Source organism: Haloferax sp. KTX1 (assembly GCF_902410085.1).
Taxonomy (GTDB): domain Archaea; phylum Halobacteriota; class Halobacteria; order Halobacteriales; family Haloferacaceae; genus Haloferax; species Haloferax massiliensis.
This window is the reverse complement of the sequence record NZ_CABPRH010000001.1, coordinates 586,553-603,690: the sequence shown is the minus strand read 5'-3', so window position 1 is coordinate 603,690 and position 17,138 is coordinate 586,553. Positions and strand designations below refer to the sequence as shown.

The window sequence follows — 17,138 nt, the reverse complement described above, 5'->3', positions numbered from 1 at the left end:
GGCTCAGTCGGCCGTCGCCGACTCATCGCCGCGGAAGCGGTCCAGCGCCGACTCGAAGTCGCTGTCGTCTTCGACGGTATCTTCCCACTCTTCGAGGCCGCGCTCGGCGCGGGTGCCCGCGATGGTGTTGTCGAAGAAGAAGGCGATGAGGCCGCCGACGGCCATGCCGGTCGAACCGATGACGAAGACGGTGTCGGCGACGAGTTGCGTCCCGAGGACGGGGCCGACGAGCGCGACCTGGCGCATCCCCTCGCGGAACGCCGCCGCGCTCCCGACGTTGCCCATGTAGGCGGGGACGGCGAGGCCGGCGAACATGGCGACGCCGACGATGAACACGTTCCGGGAGGAGTCGAGGTCGACGTACTTCAGGTTCGAGAGGCCGACGGCGACGATCTGGCCGAACATGGCGACGTAGAGGCCGCCGACGATGGGGTCGGGAATCGTCGCGATGAGTTGGCCGAAGTAGCCGACGAAGCCCATGACGAGCATCACGGCGGCACCGATTTGGACGACGTAGCGGGAGGCCACGCCCGTGAGGCCGATTGCGCCGATGTTCTCGGAGTAGGAGGTCGAGCCGCTACCGCCCATGACGGCCGAGAAGACGTTCATCACGCCCTCCATACCGATGCCGTGATTGATGCGGCGCTCGGAGGGCGCGCCGACGCCCGAGAGCCGGGCGACGGCGTGGTAGTCGCCGAACGATTCGACCATCGAGGCCGCGACGCCCGCGAGCATCCCGATGATGAAGGAGGTCGTGAACTGCGGGATGCCGAACGCGACCGACCCCACGACGGGGAGCGAAACGGTCGTCGTCCCCGCGCCGCCCGCGAAGCCCCACTGCAGGGGGTAGATGGGCATGAGCGCCGGGGCCTCGATGACCGTCTGGAGGTTCACGTAGCCCGCCGCGCCGGGGGCGATGACCCCCGCGACCGAGAGGCCGGCGGCGACGACGTACGAGACGATGACGCCGAGCAGCACCGGGAACAGCTTGAACGCCGGGTGCGCGGTGTCGAGGTACTGCGAGAACAGGACGATGAGCGCGAGCGTCAGGCCGAGGAGCCACCAGTTGTTCGTGGCGGACGCGACCTGCGGGGCGTTGAAAAGCGACAGCCCGATGAGCGCGATGGTCGGCGCGATGACGACCGGCGAGATGAACTTCCGGAGGCGTCCGAGCAGGCCGAAGTAGCCGACGAACACCTCGACGACGGCCGCGACGATAATCGCGCCCTGCAGTTGCAGGAGGGCGCTCTGCCAGGCGACCCCGGAGCCCGACTGGCCGGTCGCCGTCGCCACGCCGATGACGGCGAGCGCCGGCGCGAGCATCGAGAAGGGCGCGCCCTGCACGATTGGGTAGCGGTTCCCGAACGTCGTCTGCATCAGCGTCGCGATGCCGGAGACGACGAAGAACGTCCCGACGAACCGCGGCACCACTTCGGCGGGCATGCCGAGGGCTCCGGCGAGGATGAGGGGAACGGCGATGTTCGCGCCCACCATCGTGAGGTAGTGTTGGGCGCCGAGAAGGAGAGCGGTCGGAAGGGGTGGTTTGTCGTCGATACCGTACTGCACGAACGAGGAGGGAGAGGAGTCGTCCGTCACGACCATCCCCCCGTATGCGGTGGTGCGCTCCCGAGCATGGTTGTCCGAGGATTTTGTTCAGACTATATATGTCCTGCTTTTCGCGCGCGTTCGGGGAGCAACGACTTTGTTTCACCGGTTTCATTCGTGACACGTGACCGACCGACACGGGCGTTCGAACGCGGGGAATCGCGACCGGTGGCTGTTCGGCTGGGCGCTGGGCTACGCCGCGGTGGGCGCGTCGTCGCTCGTCGTCCCGCTGTACGCCATCGAACTGGGGGCGAACGCGCTGTTCGTCGGTCTCATCGCGGCAACCGCCGCCTTCGCCGGCGCGCCGGGGGCGGTGCTCTGGGGCCGGTTGGCCGCCCGCGCGAAGCGCAGGCGGCCGTTCATCCTCGTCGCGCTCGCGGCGACCGCGGGCGCGCTCTCTCTCACCGCGGCCGTGTCGTCGCCGGCCGCGGTCCTCGTCGCCAACGCTCTCCTGTGGTTCGTCGTCGCCGCGGCCGCGCCGGTGTTGAATCTCGTCGTCGTCGAGGGCGTCCCCTCGAAGGAGTGGGACCGCCGCTTCGGCGTCCTCAACCACTATCAGGGCTACGGCTGGCTCGGCGGCCTCGTCGTCGGCGCGGTCTGGTCGGCGCTGGCCCCGCGGCTGTTCGGCCTCGACGCGCTCGCCGTCCAGCGGCGGTTCCTCGTCGCCGCCGCGGTCGCCGCCGCCCTCGGGGCCGTCCTCGTCCGCGTCTGGTACCCCGAGCGCTCGACGCTGTCGGCGCGGCGGTTCGCCCGCGTCTCGGCCGGTATCCGCCGGCAGGGCGGCCTCGTCGGGCGCTCGGTCCGCGCGGTCCCGTACGGCCCCTCGCGGCTCTACTGGGCGCTCCAGAGCTTCGACCTCGACGACTTCCGGGCGCGAATGAGCCCCGAACTCCTCCGGTACCTCGCGGCCGCGACGCTGTTTTTCGTCGGCTTCTCGGTCTTCTTCGGGCCCCTGCCCGCGTACCTCGTCGGCTCCGGGCGGACCGCCGACGAGGTGTTCGCCCTGTTCGTGCTTTCGAGTCTCGGCTCGGCGGTGAGCTACGCGAAGGTCGGCGCGTTCGCGGCGCGACACGACCCCCGGCGGCTCCAAGCCGGCGCGCTGGCGACCCGCGGCCTCGCCTTCCCGGCGGTCGCCGTCGTCGGCACGCAGGTCGCCGCGCTCGCCGGTCTCGTGGCGCTCGGCGCGACGTTCCTCGTCATCGGCGTCACGTGGGCGGTCATCGCGGTGACGGCGACGGGGCTGGTGACGCGGCTCGCGCCCGACCGGATTCGCGGGGAGGCCCTCGGCGCGTACACGGCGCTTTCGAGCCTCGGCGGCGGGGTCGGCGCTGCGCTCGGCGGCCTCGTCGCCGACGCCGCCGGCTACGTCGCCGCGTTCGGTCTCGCGGGGGTCGTCGTGGGCTGCGCGCTCGTCGTCGTGTTGCTCAGCGGCGACCGGGGCGTCGCGGCGGGAGCGCAGACGCTCGCGGAGTAGGGTCTCGAAAACGAAAGCGGGGCCGGTCGCGGGAACCGGGCTTACTTGATGGCGTGTACCGGCGATATCCAGACGACGAGGTCGCCGTCGCGCTTGATGACGCCCTCGATGGAGTCGTCCTTTTCGAGCGGCGGGTCCTCCACATCGTCCATCGAGACGCGCACGACCTGATACACCTCGTCGACGAGCCAGCCGGTCGCCGCCTCGTCTTCGAACTTGTTCGGGTCGAAGATGACGATGCGCTTGGACTCGCCCTCGGCGTCGATGCTGAGGAGCGATTTCGGGTTGATGATGGACGTGGTCCGGCCGCGGAGGTCCATCACGCCCTCGACGTAGTCCGGCGCGTTCGGCACCGCCGTGAGCTGGCCCTTGTCGACGATTTCGCTCACGTACTCGATGTCGACGCAGTACGTCTCCGGGCCGAGTTGGAATTCCAGCACCTGTACTTCTTCGGCGGAGTCCTCCGCGTCGGCCTCGTCCGCGCTCATCTCGGTCGTGATTGCATCTTGTCGCATGGTCAACCCCGGCGGCGACGGACGCCGCCACCTGATTGCTTCAGAGTGGTCAGATTCAGCGTATAAAGGTACGTACCCGATTATCAGCCGTGATTATCCTCGCCGAGTGTTTATATACCCGATTTCCGAACCTCGGGGTAGATGAGCGGTCTACGAAACGGTACACGAAACAATCCACCGACCCCTCGACGGGGGGCCCGCTCGGCGACCCGTCGCGCCCGTCGTCCCCACACCGGGAGGCGGGGGCGATGAGTTCGGCCGCCGGCGCGGACTCGACGCGAGCGGTCGTCGTCGACGACTCGCGGTTCATGCGGACGCTGATTCGCACGCTCCTCGAAGACGCCGACGTCGAGGTCGTCGCCGAGGCGGCAGACGGTCGCGAGGCGGTATCGGTGGTCGAGGCGAACCGACCGGACGTGGTGACGATGGACATCGAGATGCCCGAGATGAACGGCCTCGACGCGGTCGAGGCCATCATGGAGGAGTGTCCGACGCCCGTCCTCATGCTCTCGGCGCACGCCGAGGAGGACGCCGACGTGACGTTCGAAGCGCTCGACCGAGGGGCGGTCGACTTCGTGACGAAGCCGGGCGGCGAAGTCACCTCCGAGATGCCCCGCGTCAAGCGGGAACTGGTCGAGAAGATTCAGTCCGCCGCGGCGGTCGACCTCTCGGCGACCCGTCGGGGTGCTCGCCCGCCGAAGACGGAGTCGAAGTCGGCGACGACCGCGGGGGCGACGCCGGCGGCGTCCGGGGCGACCGAATCGCTGCCGAGCGAGGGGTCGACCCTGATTATCGGCGCGTCCACGGGCGGGCCGAACGTCGTCGAACGGGTGCTCGCGGCGCTCCCCGCGGAGGCCGGTCTCCGCGTGCTGGTCGTCCAGCACATGCCGGCCGGCTTCACGAAGCGGTTCGCGGCCCGGCTCGACGGACGCTGTGACTACGAGGTCCGCGAGGCCGAAGACGGCGAGCGAATCGGCCCCGGACAGATTCGAATCGCTCCGGGCGGCTCGCACCTCCTCGTGACCGGCGACCGCGCCGGACGCCTCCGGCTCGAACTCTCCGACGACGAGCCGCTCCACGGCGTCAAGCCGGCCATCGACCTCACGATGGCGTCGGCCGCGGAGGCGGTCGACGCGCCGCTTTCCGGCGTGCTCCTCACGGGCATGGGCCGCGACGGCGTCGAGGGAATGTCCCGAATCAAGCGGGCGGGCGGCCACACGGTCGCACAGGACGAGGAGACCTCCGCCATCTTCGGAATGCCGAAGCGGGCTATCGAGGCCGGCTGTGTCGACACCGTCTCCGCCGACGGACGAATCGCAGACGAAGCACTCCGCGGGCTCACTACCTGACCATGGACGAAGAACTCTACCAAGCATTCATCACCGAGAGCGAAGAGAGCATCACGCAGTTGAACAACTCGCTGCTGTCGCTGGAGTCAAACCCGGACGACACCGAGGCCATCGACGACATCTTCCGGCAGGCCCACACGCTGAAGGGCAACTTCGGCGCGATGGGCTTCGACAACGCCGCGACGGTCGCCCACGCCGTCGAGGACCTCCTCGACGAGATTCGCCACGAGCGACTCGACGTGACGGCCGAGCGGATGGACCTCGTCTTCGACGGGATGGACCTCATCGTCGAGATCCTCCACGATATCGAGGAGAACGGCGAGTCGACCATCGACCCGACCGACACGGTCGAGGAGATTCGCGCGGCCGTCGAGGACGGCGGTGACGCGGGAAACTCGAACACGGCGGCGTCTGACGAGGCCGACCGCGAGTCGGTCGACCTCGACTCTCTCGCCGCCGACTGCGTCGACACCGATGCGCTCGACGCGACCACGCTCACCCACGCCCACGTCGAACTCGACGCGGGCCAGATGAAGGGCGTCGACGCCGGCATCTTCCTCAGTAGCATCCCCGAGGACCTCGACGTGGTCGGGGCGAACCCCAGCCGCGACGCCATCGAGGACGGCGAGTTCGGCGACGGCTTCGACCTGTTCGTCGCCGAGCGCGACGCCGCCGTCGTCGAAAGCGAACTCGACGGCCTCTGGAAGGTCTCGGCGGTCGAGACGACCGACGCGTCCGACGCGCTCGCCGCCGGCGACGCCTCGGCGGCTGCCGACGATGCGCCGGCCACCGAATCCGACGCCGAGGGAGACGCCCCGGCCTCGGACGGCTCCGGCCAGTCCGCTGACGGCGACGGCGCTGTCGACGGTGACAGCGACGCGGCGTCCGAGGACGCACCCGGCGTCAACGACGAGAGCGAAGGAGACGCCGACGAGGCCGAGTCGACCGAGAGCGACGAGGAACCGGAGTCCGGTAAAGAGAAGAAAAAGGAGGCCCGCTCCATCTCGGCGGTCAAGTCCGTCCGCGTGGACGTGGACCAACTCGACGAACTCCACGAGCTCGTCGAGCAGTTGGTGACGAGCCGAATCAAGCTCAGAAACGCCATCGACGTGGGGCAGACGACCGCGCTCGACACGCTCGACGAACTGGACAAGATATCGTCGAACCTCCAGAACACCGTGATGGACATGCGGCTCATCCCGCTGAAGAAGGTGTTCGACAAGTTCCCCCGACTCGTTCGCGACCTCGCCCGCGAGCAGGACAAGCGCGTCTCGTTCAAAGTCGAGGGCGCGGACATCGAACTCGACCGCACCATCCTCGACGAGATCTCCGACCCGCTGATGCACGTCCTCCGGAACGCCGTCGACCACGGCATCGAGGAACCCGACGTGCGCGAGGAAAACGGTAAATCCCGCACGGGGACCATCCGGCTCTCCGCGCGCCGCCAACACGACACCGTCATCGTGACCGTCGAGGACGACGGGAGCGGCATCGACGCCGACGCCGTCCGCGACAAGGCGGTCGACAAGGGCGTGGCGACCCGCGAGGAACTGGACCAGATGCCCGACAGCGAGGTGTACGACTACATCTTCCACCCCGGATTCTCGACCAACGACGAAATCACGGACGTCTCCGGCCGCGGCGTCGGCATGGACGTGGTGAAGACGACCGTCGAGTCGCTCGACGGCTCGGTGTCGGTCGACAGCGAACCCGGCGAGGGGAGCACGTTCAACATCCGCCTGCCGGTGTCGGTCGCCATCATCAAGGTGCTTTTCGTGCAGGTCGAAGACCGCGAGTTCGGCGTCCCCATCAAGTACATCGACGAGATAAGCCGCCGCGACCGCGTCCAGACGGTCAACGGCGCGGAAGTCATCGTCCACGAGGAGACCATCTTCCCCCTGATTCGGCTCCGCGAGGCGCTCGAAATCGACTCGCCCGAGCCCGACGACGGCATGGTGGTCCGCATCCGCCCCGACGACAGGCAGGTCGCGCTGCACTGCGACGGCGTGACGAAACAGGAGGAAGTCGTCGTGACGCCCCTGCAGGGGCCGCTGTCGGGCGTCGGCGGGCTGTCGGGGACGGCCGTCATCGGCGACGGGAACGTCATCCCGATTCTGGACGTCTCGACGCTCGCGCTCCCGGCCGACGGCGAGCAGGCGATGCGCGAGTTCGACCCGAGCCAGCTCCCGGACACCGCCGAGGAGGCGGCCGACTGATGCCCTCCTCGGCGACCGACGACCCGGCGTTCGGCCGGCTCCTGGACTACATCGAAGACTCGCTGCGGTTCCAGACGAGTTCGTACAACGACGCCTACCTCGACCGTCGAATCTCCGCGCGGATGCGGCGGCGACGCGTCGACGACTACGGGTCGTACCACGACCTCCTCACCGACGACGAGGACGAACAGCAGGCGCTTTTGGACGCGCTGTCGGTCAACGTGACGAGCTTCTTCCGGAACCCCGAGGTGTGGGAGGCGCTCCGCGAGGTGCTCCGCGACCTGAGCTCGCGGGGGAACCGCCACGACCCAATCAAGATATGGAGCGCGGCCTGCTCTGACGGCCGCGAGGCCTACTCGCTGGCGATGCTCGCCCACGACGACGACCGCGTCGACGAGCGCCGCATCGAAATCGTCGGCACGGACATCAAACGCGAGATTCTCCGCGCCGCCAGAGCCGGCGAGTACCGCGCCTCCGAGACGAACGACGTGGCCGAACAGCTCGACCCAATCGGGCGCTGGGAGCGCTTCGTCGACCGCGACGACGACAGCTTCCGGGTGAAAGACGCCGTCACCGACATGGTCAGCTTCGAGCGTCGAGACCTCATCCGCGAGGAGCCGCCGGGGACGTTCGACCTCGTCGTCTGCCGGAACCTGTTCATCTACATCAACGCCGAGTCCAAGCGGGCCGTCTTCGAGACGCTCGGCTCCGCGATGAAGCCGGACGGCTACCTCACCATCGGCATGACAGAGACCATCCCGCCGACGTGTCGACAGCAGTTCGACCCCGTCGAGAAACGACTCCGCATCTACCGCGCGAGCGACACCGCGGTCGGGAGGTGAGCGATGAAACCCGGTGAGCAAAAGCTCGGAGACACCCGCGGGCGGTTCCTCCAGGTCGTCAAGAACGGCCGGGAGATGCACGACGTGGACTGGACGAGCGGCCGCATCCTGCTTTCGAACAGGCGGCTCATCCTCGCCGGCACCGGCGGCAAGCGGACGATTCAGCTCTCGAAGATACAGGAGTTCGGCGGGCGGTACGACGTGAACCAGCGCATCGCGACCGTCTCCGACTACTTCAGCGTCCACATCCCGTCGGGCGTCGTCCTGCTCGCGCCCGTCGACTACGACGAGTTCGAGACGGACTTCTTCGGCGCGCTCCTCAACACCGAGCAGTTCCTCGCGCGACACCCCGCCGTCGCCGGCGGCGTCGTCCAGAACACCGAGTGGGAGAAATCCCGGCTCAAAGTCGAGACGGAGGCCGTGAGCATGGCGACCGTCGGCGGCAAGTTCGTCGAGATTCGCCTCGACGACATCGGCGACGTGAAGACGGGCGAGCGGACCATCGTCGACGAACACCGGAGCGTCATCGAGGTCGAACACTCCGACGACGAGGGGACGAGCCTCCAGACGTACATCTCCGGCTCCGACCGCGCCATCAGCTTCCTCTACACGCTCCTCCGCGAGGGCGAGGAGCTCTCCGAGACCTCTATCGACCTGAGCGAGACGGACAAGCAGGTCCTCACGGCGCTGTACTCCGGCGTCTCGCCGTTCGACATCCCGAGCTTCCTCGGCCTCGACGTGGACGAGGTCGAAGAGCTCTTTCAGCGACTCATCGACCACAACGTCGTCGAGGAGATTCGCGTGCGCCACGAGGTGCAACTCAACGCCCGCGGCCGCAGCATCGCCTCCGACGCCATCAACGAGCAGTAGTCAGCACTCGGTTTTTCGCGGCGCAGTCGCCGAACGCCGAGCGACGCGTCGCGCTCGTCAGTCGTCGCTCGCGCGCCGAGAGGCCCGGTCGAGCGCGACTCCGGCGTAGACGCCTCCCACCCAGACCCCGGCTAAGAGAACGATGCTCCGCACGCGCCCGCCGGGTTCGAGGGTTAGCCCGTACGCCGCGAAGATGGGTACGAGGGCGCTCAAGACGCCGACTACCGTGTACCAGAAATGGTCGTTCGGTCCGGACCACCGCCAGCGGTACGCGGGGAACGCGGCGACTCCGAAGCCCACGATTGCGTACGTGAGAAGGAGGGCGACGCCGACCAACGCGTCGCCGTGTCGGAAGCCGAAGAAGTAGCTGACTGCACTTCCAAGTCCCAGCCCGACGAGCGACGAAGTCCGCGTCCGCATAGATGCAGAACTAGTTGCGCAGTTGATATGGGTTCCGACCACCGGACGGCCCTTCTTTCGACAAAAAGCCGCGTCAGACGTTCACGTCTTCGATCTCCTCGTTGACGACGAACCGACCCTGCGGCGTCAGCGAGGTCGGGAGCTCGTCGTCGCCGATGAGTTCCTCATCGTGGAGCTTCTCCAGTTCCGCGTCGAGGACCGCCTCGTCGACGCCGAGCAGTTCGCTGAAGTCGACCTCGGCGGCCATCTCGCCTGCGGAGTACAGCCCGACGAGGACTTCGAGGCCCTGTTCGGTGACCTCGACGTCGCGGACGCCCGACTTTATCCAGTGGTAGACGAGTCGGAGGTAGCGCCCGAGGATGTTCATCTTCCGCCGGGAGTCGAGCGTTATCTCGGAGGTGACCGTCTGGCCCTGTTTGACGTGCTGGACCGAAAGCACCAGTCGCGTTTCGCCGTCGACGGTCCGTTCGAGCACCTCGAAGAAGATGACGCTCGCGAGGTCGATGTGGAACGGCTCGCCGTCCTCCGTGAGCGGGCCGTCGTCGTCGGGGAACGTGACGGCCTCGTAGTCGAGATGCAGGCCGGAGGGCTGTCGCTCCGTGTCGAGGACGCGCCCGCCGATGCGGGCCGGGTGGGTGACCTGCGCGCGCGAGCCGTTGAGCGCCGCGCGGAACAGCAGCAGCGAGAACTTCTCGATAGTCTCGCGGTCGCCGCCGATGACGGTCGTCCGGCGCTGGCGGCCGATGATGTAGCCCACCATCACCGTGTAGTCGAAGAACTCCTCGACCTCCGGTGGGACCTGCCCCACGGCGATGTCGAAGATGGAGGTGATTGGGATGACGGTCTTGGCCTTCGACGTGGCGAGGATGAGCCGTCGCTGGCTCATCAGGACGCGGCCCTTGACGGGTTCGAACGAGGCGTTGCCGCCGGCGACGAAGTTGGCGACGAAGTCGACGACGATGGACTCGCCGTCGCTGGTCCGCTTTTCGGTCCGCTCCTTCGAGCGCGCCCGCTCGCTTTCCTCCCGTTCGTCCGACGGCTCCGACTTCTGCCGGCGGTACGCCTGCAGGAGGTCGCTCTTCGCCACGTCGCCCCCCTCGGGCGCGCGGGAACGGGCCTCCTGTGCGGTCTGTTCGCCTGCGGCGTCTGGCATCGAATCTCGGGTCTGTGGTCCGTCGTCAGTCATATGCTGATCAGTGCTCCGGCGAGCGACGAGGTGGCGACCGCCATCAGCGAGCCGACCCAGACGAGCATCACGAAGTGGAGGTAGGCGTTCGCCTTGTGCCCGCCGTCGACCATGCGGATCATGAGCGACGACAGCAGGGCGTTAAACAGGATGATGAGCGTGAGCATGTACTCGATGAAGGGCACGTCGTAGACGCCGGCGTAGATGAGCGTCCCGAACTGGAGGCTGTCGAGGTTCATCTGCGTCGAGAACGACGCGAGAATCTCGACGACTTCCAGCCCGATGAAGAAGGCGAACGACGCAGAGGCCGTGATGCCGTAGAGGACGCCGATGAGGGTGACGGTCGACTGCTTTCGCTGCCGGCGGAGCTTGATTATCTCGTTCATGTTGCGGCTGATGAGTTCGCCGAGGAGCTTCGGCTTGCCGCCCATCGACCGGCCGACGTTGTACATCTCTGAGAACTTCTGGACGAGGTAGGAGTTCGTCTCCGCGGTGAAGAAGAACCACGAGCGGTCGGGATCGAGGCGCATCCGAAGCCGCGTGTACAATCGGGAAATCTCGCGCGAGAGGACGCCGAAGTCCTTGGTCTTGAGCGTCTTCAGGACGGCCGTCGTCGTGCTCTGTTTCGCCGTCTCCGAGGCCCCGAGCGCGCGGATGAAGCCGGGGTACTCCTCGTCGCGCTCGCCGATGCGCCGCTCGTGGCGGCGCGCGACGATTCCCGGGACCGCAAGCGGCGTCAGCGGCGTCGAGATGAGGAGCGGAATCGGGAGTTCGATCATGATGGGTCGGACCGTCGCGCCGACGGCGGTCAGGTTGAACGTCCCCAACGCGAGTACGAGGACCATCGTGATGGAGAGGCCGACCGCGCCGTACAGCGTGATGTCTATCTGCCGGTTCGCCTTCGTCCGGTACTCCGGCTGGTGGAACCAAAGCGGGTCGTACGGCGACATCGTCCGGATGACGAAGTAAAAGCCCAACTGCACGAAGACGAAAAGCACGATGACCGCGCCGATGGTCATCGTCGCGTCCGTCCCCGTCAGGATGGGGAGCACGATGGCGTTGATGATGGCGAACGTCATCGACAGAATCATCGAGAGGTAGAGGTCCTTCATGACCTCCAGGTTCCCCAGCGCGCTCTCGTAGACGGTGATGTACTTCTGAATCATCGCGTTCTGCTCGCCGAGGAGGAAGTCGTCGATGCTCTGACCGGCGTTGATGGAGTACGCGAGCCTGTCGAGGAAGTCGGCGAGCGGCTTCGACGGCACCTCCCGCGCCCGCCGCTGACAGGCGTCGTCGAGCGATTGGTTCCACGCGTCGACGAGCTGGACGATTCGGTTCATCTCGGTCGCCAGCTCGCCGTATTCCTCTTCGCGCGCGAGCGTTCGGAACACGGCGACGCGGTCGATGTTCGTCGTCGAGAGCACGGTCATGTGCGTGATGAGCAGGTGAAGTTGGTTCTCCAGGCTGCGGCGCGTCTGCTCGACGAGGAGCCGCGGGTAGAGGACGGCCCCGCCGAGGAGCAACACGCCGAGGAGGAACACGGGGATGCGGACGAGGAGGGGAAACGGAAGCGCGATAGCCCCGGCCAGAGAGAGGACGAAAAACACGATGGCGGGACCGAGCACCGCGAGCAGGTAGCGCGACAGCTCCATCGGCATCTGCTCGTACGACTCGATGATGTCGCTGACGAACTCCCGGACCTGCACCGCCTGCATCGACGCGCTCTGTTCCCCTGCCATCTCGCTACACCCTCGCCATGTCGAACGGCAGTCCCTCGACGCCGTCGCGCTGGAAGTCCTCGATGAGTTCGTTCACCTCGTGGTAGCCGAGGACGTTCTCCTGAATCGCCCGGCGGACGAGTTCGGCGCGGAACTGGATGTCGTCGTATATCTTCCGCGTGTCGTCGTAGCCGAGGAGCGTCGCGACCTTCTGTTCCATGATGAAGGAGTTGTTCATCCCCTGGAAGACGATCTCGTCTTGGACGGGGTCCCAGTAGAACGCCTCGCGGGTGACGACGCCGCCCATCTCCTTCGAGTAGCCCTCGATTTCCTGGACGCTCGTCACCCGACGGAGGATGTCGTTGCCCCGGCGGACGCGGTTCTGGAACAGCGCGATGTCGCAGTTGTCCATGAACGTCTCGGGGACGTTGATGGGGTCGCCGGTAAAGCGCTGAATCATCGAGACGATGTCGGAGGCGTGGAACGTCAGCATCACCGGGTGGCCGGTCTGAGCCGCCTGGAACGCCATGCGGCCCTCCTCGCCACGGACCTCCCCCACGATGATGTAGTCGGGGCGAGAGCGGAGCGCGGCCGCGACGAGGTCGAACATGTCGACTTCGGAGTCGGAGCCGCGGCCCTCACGGGTGAGGAGTTGCTGCCACGTGTCGTGCGGCGGAAGCACCTCGGCGGTGTCCTCCGCCGTGTAAATCTTCGAGTCCTGCGGGATGAACGAGAGGATGGCGTTGAGCGTCGTCGTCTTGCCCGACGCCGTCTCGCCGACCACGAAGATGGTTCGTTCGTTCTCCAGCGCGATCCAGAGGTACGCGGCCAACTCGGGCGACAGCGTCCCCCACTTGGCGATTTGGAACACCGAAAGCGGCACGTCGTCGCCCTGACGGATGGTGAGCGACGACCCCTTCAGCGACACGTCGTCGGAGTAGATGATGTTGATACGCGAGCCGTCGGGGAGCGTGGAGTCGACGATGGGGTGGGCGTCGGAGACGGGGTCGCCGATGCGCTCGCCCATGTTGCGGAGCCAGTTGTCGAACTGCTCGGTGTCGTCGAACTCGACGCTCGTCTCCAACAGCCCGAAGGTCCCGTGGTCGACGTCGACCTGACTGGGACCGATAACGTGAATGTCCTCGTTCTCCGGGTCGCGCATGATGGGTTCGAGCGGGCCGAGGCCGACGATGTCGCGGACGAGCCGGTACTGAATCTTGTCGTAGGTCGTCTGGGAGACCTCGATGCCGGCCACGTCGAGGCGTTTCGCCACCGAGCCGAGCGGCCCGCGGTCGTCGCCCTCGATGTGGACGATTTCGGACAGCAGTTCCTCGATGCGCTCTTCGTAGTCGGCGCTCTCCTCGGGTGCCGGCTTCGAGACGCTTCGTTCGAGCAGCTTGTCCTTGACCCGAGCGAACACGTCGAGTTCGTCGTCGTCCATCTCGGGTTCGATGGTGTAGTACTTCGTCGTCTCGCCGAAGTTGCCGTATATCTGGCAGAACACGGGGCCGCCCAGCGGGTAGATGATGTTCGGACGCCGGGACTCGTAGTCGCCCGGCTCGTCGACGAGCATCGGGAACTCGCCTGTGATCTGCCGGAACCGCTTGAGGTGGTCCCGGAGGTGCGGCCACTGCATCGCGAGGCGCTTGAGATCGTCCGACAGCCTGGCGGAGCCGTGTTCGGTCGCCATCTACGCCACGCTCCTCGACTCGATGACGAGCCCGATACCCGACCGGACCGAGAAGCCGACGCGGTCGCCGACCTGCTGGCCCATCCCCGCAAAGCGCTTCACGAAGATGTTCCGCCGAACGTCGTTTCCGACCTCCACCATCTCCAGTTCGAAGTAGACGTCGGCGATAGAGCGGAACGGGCCGATAGAGCCCTCGTCGACCGACGACGGGTCGACGGTGATGATGATGGTCTTGCCCTTCGTCGTCAGCTCGCGGAAAAACGAGATGATTTCGAGGGCGGCCTGCCGCTCGTCGTTCTGCCGGACCAGCGCCTCGAACTGCGGGTCGTTGCGCAGGATGGCGTCGAACGTGTCGATGATGATGACGTCGGCGTCCCAGAGCGTCTCGGCGTCCATCAGCCGCCGGAGGAGCTGTTTGCGCTCCTCCTGGCTGCTCCCGCCGGAGAGCGCGCCGCTGCTGTCGATTTCGGCCTGGAGAAACAGGATCTGCTCGTCGAGCAGATGCTTGACGATGTCGTACGAAAGCGAGTGCATCTGGTCGAGGAAGCCGCGGACGCCCAGCTCGGTCGAGACGAGCGTCACCACCGTTTCCTCGTCGCAGAAGCCGTAGCTGAACCGCTGCGACAACACGCTTTTACCGGCGCCGTAGTCCCCTTCGATGAGGACGATGGCACCCTTTGGGATGCCGCCGCCGAGTTCCTTTTCGAGACGGTCGTGCCCGGATAGCCCGAGAGAGAATTGACTGCTCATGGTACGCGGAATTCGAACACCTCTTCGTCACCGTGGACGACGACGGTCATCCGGTAGTCGCCCGAGGTCAACGCGATGTCCGTCACCGTGAGTTCGACGACGTTGCTCGGCCGCCACTCGGTGCCGTCGACGACGCTCACCGTGACGTTGGTCTGATACTGTCCACCGACGATGATGTCGAAGCCGCCGCTGGTCGCCGGCAGCGTCCGGAGCCCGGTGTTTTTGACGTACACCGAGAGAGTGTCGCTCGCGCCGTCGTAGACGCCCGCCTCCGGGTCGCTTATGACTTCGATGTCGGTTCTGATCTCCGTGCTCACGTCGCCGCCGCGCTCGTCGACCGAACTGCTGATACCGGTCACGGTGTCGATGAGGACGCCCGAGACGCCGGCGGCGACGACGATGCTGGCGATAAACAGGATGAGGCTCGGAACGGAGATATCGGCCATCTAGCTCACCACCTCCGTCGCGGCGACGCCGCTTCCGGTGACGACCTTCACCCGTGCGGGCGTGGGGTCGGCGTCGACCACGAGGCTGAGGTTCTCGCCGGCGTACCAGAGGTCGGTCGCGGCGTCGCCGTCGACGGTCGCGTTGGCCGACGGCACGTCGACGTAGGCGTTGTCGACGAGCAGGGTGGTCTCGCTCACCGACAGCGTCTCCGAGCCGACGTTCGTGAGGTTCACGGTGAGGTTGCCCGCGTCGTAGGTCGCGTTCGTGACTTCGATGTCCGTGTTCGTCCGTTCGAGCGCCCGCTCCGCGTCGGCGTCCTGCGCTTCGAGCACGTTCTCCGACGCGTTGGATGCCGCTGTGTACAGCGTCCCCGTGGCGATGAGGACGCCGAGGAAGATGATGGCGGTCGAGCCGCTAACACCGAATCCCATCGAATCTCCCCCCGTAGGCGACCAGCTCCTCGTACAGCTGTCCCCGCGGAACGTCCTCCGCGAGTCGACAGACGTACGCGAGGCTCGTCTGGTGGTCGTCGATGCGGAGTTCGTGGTCGTCGGCGTCCTCGACCGACGGCGCTATCTGCCCGACGTGGGCGTTCAGCTCGCTCTCGACGGCGCGCGATATCCAGTCCTGCTCCCGATACTGGCGGAGCGCGCGCGACGCGCCGAGCGCGCCGCCGACGGAGACGAGGTGTTCGGCCCATTCGAGCACGAGCACCTCGGAGACGTAGTTCGACGGGAGCCCCGTCAGGTAGGCGTCCGACGCTTCGACCGACGCGGCCGGCTCGGGTTCGGCGGCCGCCTCGTCCTCGTCGTCGTCCGACGGCTCGTCTTTGGCCACCGCCGCGGTGGCGTACTCGGCCTCCAGTTCGTCGAGCGTCTTGCGGACGTCGCCGTCGGCGTCTTCGACTTCGGAACCGACGTCGAGCGGTTCGTCGGCCGGTTCGTCGGCCTCTTCCTCGCCGTCGTCTACCTCGGAATCGAGCGGGTCGAGGTCCTCGACTGCCCCGTCTTCGCTCTCGTCTTCGAGTTCGTCGAGGTCGTCGTCGTCGAGGTCGTCGTCGAGGTCCGCCTCCGCCTCGTCCTCGTCTTCCCAGCCGCCGCCGTCCTCGTACTGTTCTTTGAGGTCGTCGAAGCTCGCGCCGCCCGCGCCGCCCGAGTCGTCGGCCTCGTCGTCCTCGTCGTCGCCCTCGTCGAGGGCGTCAGCGGGGCTCTCGCGCTCCGCCTCCGCGAGTTCGTCTTCGGCGGCGAGTTCCGCTTCCTTCGCGCCCTCCTCGGCGTCGAGTTCGCCGAAGTCGTCGTCGAAGAACGACTCGGCGTCGGCGTTCGCCACCTCGGGGTCGAGATGCTCTTCGTCCTCGGCTTCCGCCTCGAAGAGCCCGAACGAACCGCCGCCGTCGAGGCCGCCCATCTCGCGGGCGTCGTCGACGAACGGGTTGATGCCGCGGGTGACCATCTCGTAGATGTCGAGTAGTTTGCGAATCGTGTCGTCGAGCTCTTCGACGGTCTCACCGATCTGTTTGTTCTCTTCGCGGACGGTGTTCATCCCCGACGAGATGGCGCTTACTTCGTTCTCGAGTTCGCCGATGCGATCTTCGAGCTCTGCGAGTTCCTCGCTGTTGTCGTCGCCGAATCCGCCGAATTCGTCGTCGTCGAATCCGTCGTCGAGGTCGTCGCCGAAGTCACCAAACTCGTCGGAGAGGTCGTCGATCCCCTCCTCGAATCCAAGTCCATCGTCTGATGACATGTGTTGTCCTTCCGTCGTGTCGTCCCCGGCGTCGGCCGTGTCTTCGTCGTTCTGCCACTCCATCATGCTCGCAGCGAGCACCTCCACACCGTCTGCGGGGTTGCTCGTTGGAGCGACGGCCTGTCACCCGGCCGAGCGGCGGACCGGCCGGGGCGGTCCGACGGACTCGGGGGAGCAGGTAACATTGGTGCAAAGGTACGTAAGTCGGTACAAGAAAGTTCCCGTCCCGTTATCAGACCCGATATTTGAACGGTTCCGGGTTTCTCGCCGGAAAACGTGTAATAAAAGTCAGACGACGCCGTAGCGACGGTAA

Annotated in this window: 15 protein-coding genes; 5 read left to right on the top strand and 10 right to left on the bottom strand. The window is 66.6% G+C overall.

Translation table 11 applies throughout. The annotated features are described in order from the left end of the window. Window positions 1-3: 3 nt before the first annotated feature. A complete protein-coding gene (locus tag FY251_RS03120; protein WP_148413398.1) occupies window positions 4-1,602 on the bottom strand; it encodes a uracil-xanthine permease family protein in 1,599 nt (532 codons plus the stop codon). Between the two features lie 127 nt (window positions 1,603-1,729). Here FY251_RS03120 and FY251_RS03115 point away from each other — a divergent pair, with 127 nt between their 5' ends. Further along, on the top strand, window positions 1,730-3,079 hold the full coding sequence (locus FY251_RS03115; RefSeq protein WP_148413397.1) for an MFS transporter: 1,350 nt from the start codon (window positions 1,730-1,732) through the stop codon (window positions 3,077-3,079). 41 nt (window positions 3,080-3,120) lie between these two features. Here the strand turns inward: FY251_RS03115 and FY251_RS03110 are convergent, their stop codons facing one another. Further along, window positions 3,121-3,567: a chemotaxis protein CheW gene (locus FY251_RS03110; protein WP_187367340.1), complete on the bottom strand. Its 447-nt coding sequence runs from the start codon at window positions 3,565-3,567 to the stop codon at window positions 3,121-3,123. Window positions 3,568-3,842: 275 nt separating this feature from the next. Between FY251_RS03110 and FY251_RS03105 the strand changes: the two genes are divergently transcribed. Genes FY251_RS03105 through FY251_RS03090 form a run of 4 tightly spaced genes read left to right on the top strand, consistent with a single transcriptional unit; the run spans window position 3,843 to window position 8,871 of the window. Then, on the top strand, window positions 3,843-4,943 hold the full coding sequence (locus FY251_RS03105; RefSeq protein ID WP_148413395.1) for a chemotaxis response regulator protein-glutamate methylesterase: 1,101 nt from the start codon (window positions 3,843-3,845) through the stop codon (window positions 4,941-4,943). A gap of 2 nt (window positions 4,944-4,945) precedes the next feature. Continuing rightward, window positions 4,946-7,159, top strand: a complete 2,214-nt coding sequence (locus tag FY251_RS03100; protein ID WP_148413394.1) for a chemotaxis protein CheA — start codon at window positions 4,946-4,948, stop codon at window positions 7,157-7,159. Next, window positions 7,159-8,001, top strand: coding sequence for a protein-glutamate O-methyltransferase CheR (locus FY251_RS03095; protein ID WP_148413393.1), 843 nt, complete (start codon window positions 7,159-7,161; stop codon window positions 7,999-8,001). Before FY251_RS03100 ends, FY251_RS03095 begins: the two co-directional genes overlap by 1 nt. Before the next feature lie 3 nt (window positions 8,002-8,004). After that, window positions 8,005-8,871, top strand: a complete 867-nt coding sequence (locus FY251_RS03090) for a CheF family chemotaxis protein (protein WP_148413392.1) — start codon at window positions 8,005-8,007, stop codon at window positions 8,869-8,871. A gap of 57 nt (window positions 8,872-8,928) precedes the next feature. On the opposite strand, the gene FY251_RS03085 is transcribed toward FY251_RS03090, so the two are convergent. From FY251_RS03085 to FY251_RS03050, 8 genes are all read right to left on the bottom strand, one after another. Continuing rightward, window positions 8,929-9,291 carry a hypothetical protein gene (locus tag FY251_RS03085; RefSeq protein ID WP_148413391.1) on the bottom strand — a complete coding sequence of 121 codons (363 nt, stop codon included), beginning with the start codon at window positions 9,289-9,291 and terminating at the stop codon, window positions 8,929-8,931. 73 nt (window positions 9,292-9,364) lie between these two features. Next, the gene (locus FY251_RS03080; protein ID WP_187367339.1) at window positions 9,365-10,378 is read right to left on the bottom strand and encodes a CheF family chemotaxis protein; all 1,014 of its coding nucleotides are present in this window, start codon (window positions 10,376-10,378) and stop codon (window positions 9,365-9,367) included. Window positions 10,379-10,473: 95 nt separating this feature from the next. Next, a complete protein-coding gene (flaJ, locus tag FY251_RS03075) occupies window positions 10,474-12,216 on the bottom strand; it encodes an archaellar assembly protein FlaJ (protein ID WP_148413389.1) in 1,743 nt (580 codons plus the stop codon). A 4-nt stretch (window positions 12,217-12,220) separates the two neighbouring features. Continuing rightward, complete coding sequence (locus FY251_RS03070) at window positions 12,221-13,885, bottom strand: type II/IV secretion system ATPase subunit (protein ID WP_089778301.1); 1,665 nt, start codon at window positions 13,883-13,885, stop codon at window positions 12,221-12,223. Then, entirely contained in the window at window positions 13,886-14,635 is a 750-nt protein-coding gene (locus FY251_RS03065; protein ID WP_042662089.1) for an ATPase domain-containing protein, read from the bottom strand. Then, window positions 14,632-15,081 carry a CARDB domain-containing protein gene (locus FY251_RS03060; RefSeq protein ID WP_089778303.1) on the bottom strand — a complete coding sequence of 150 codons (450 nt, stop codon included), beginning with the start codon at window positions 15,079-15,081 and terminating at the stop codon, window positions 14,632-14,634. Before FY251_RS03060 ends, FY251_RS03065 begins: the two co-directional genes overlap by 4 nt. Continuing rightward, window positions 15,082-15,513: a fla cluster protein FlaF gene (locus FY251_RS03055; RefSeq protein ID WP_148413388.1), complete on the bottom strand. Its 432-nt coding sequence runs from the start codon at window positions 15,511-15,513 to the stop codon at window positions 15,082-15,084. Then, window positions 15,497-16,906 (bottom strand): flagella accessory protein C, encoded by a 1,410-nt coding sequence (locus FY251_RS03050; RefSeq protein WP_187367338.1) that lies wholly within the window; start codon window positions 16,904-16,906, stop codon window positions 15,497-15,499. The genes FY251_RS03055 and FY251_RS03050 overlap by 17 nt, the downstream gene beginning before the upstream one ends. Between the last annotated feature and the right edge of the window lie 232 nt (window positions 16,907-17,138).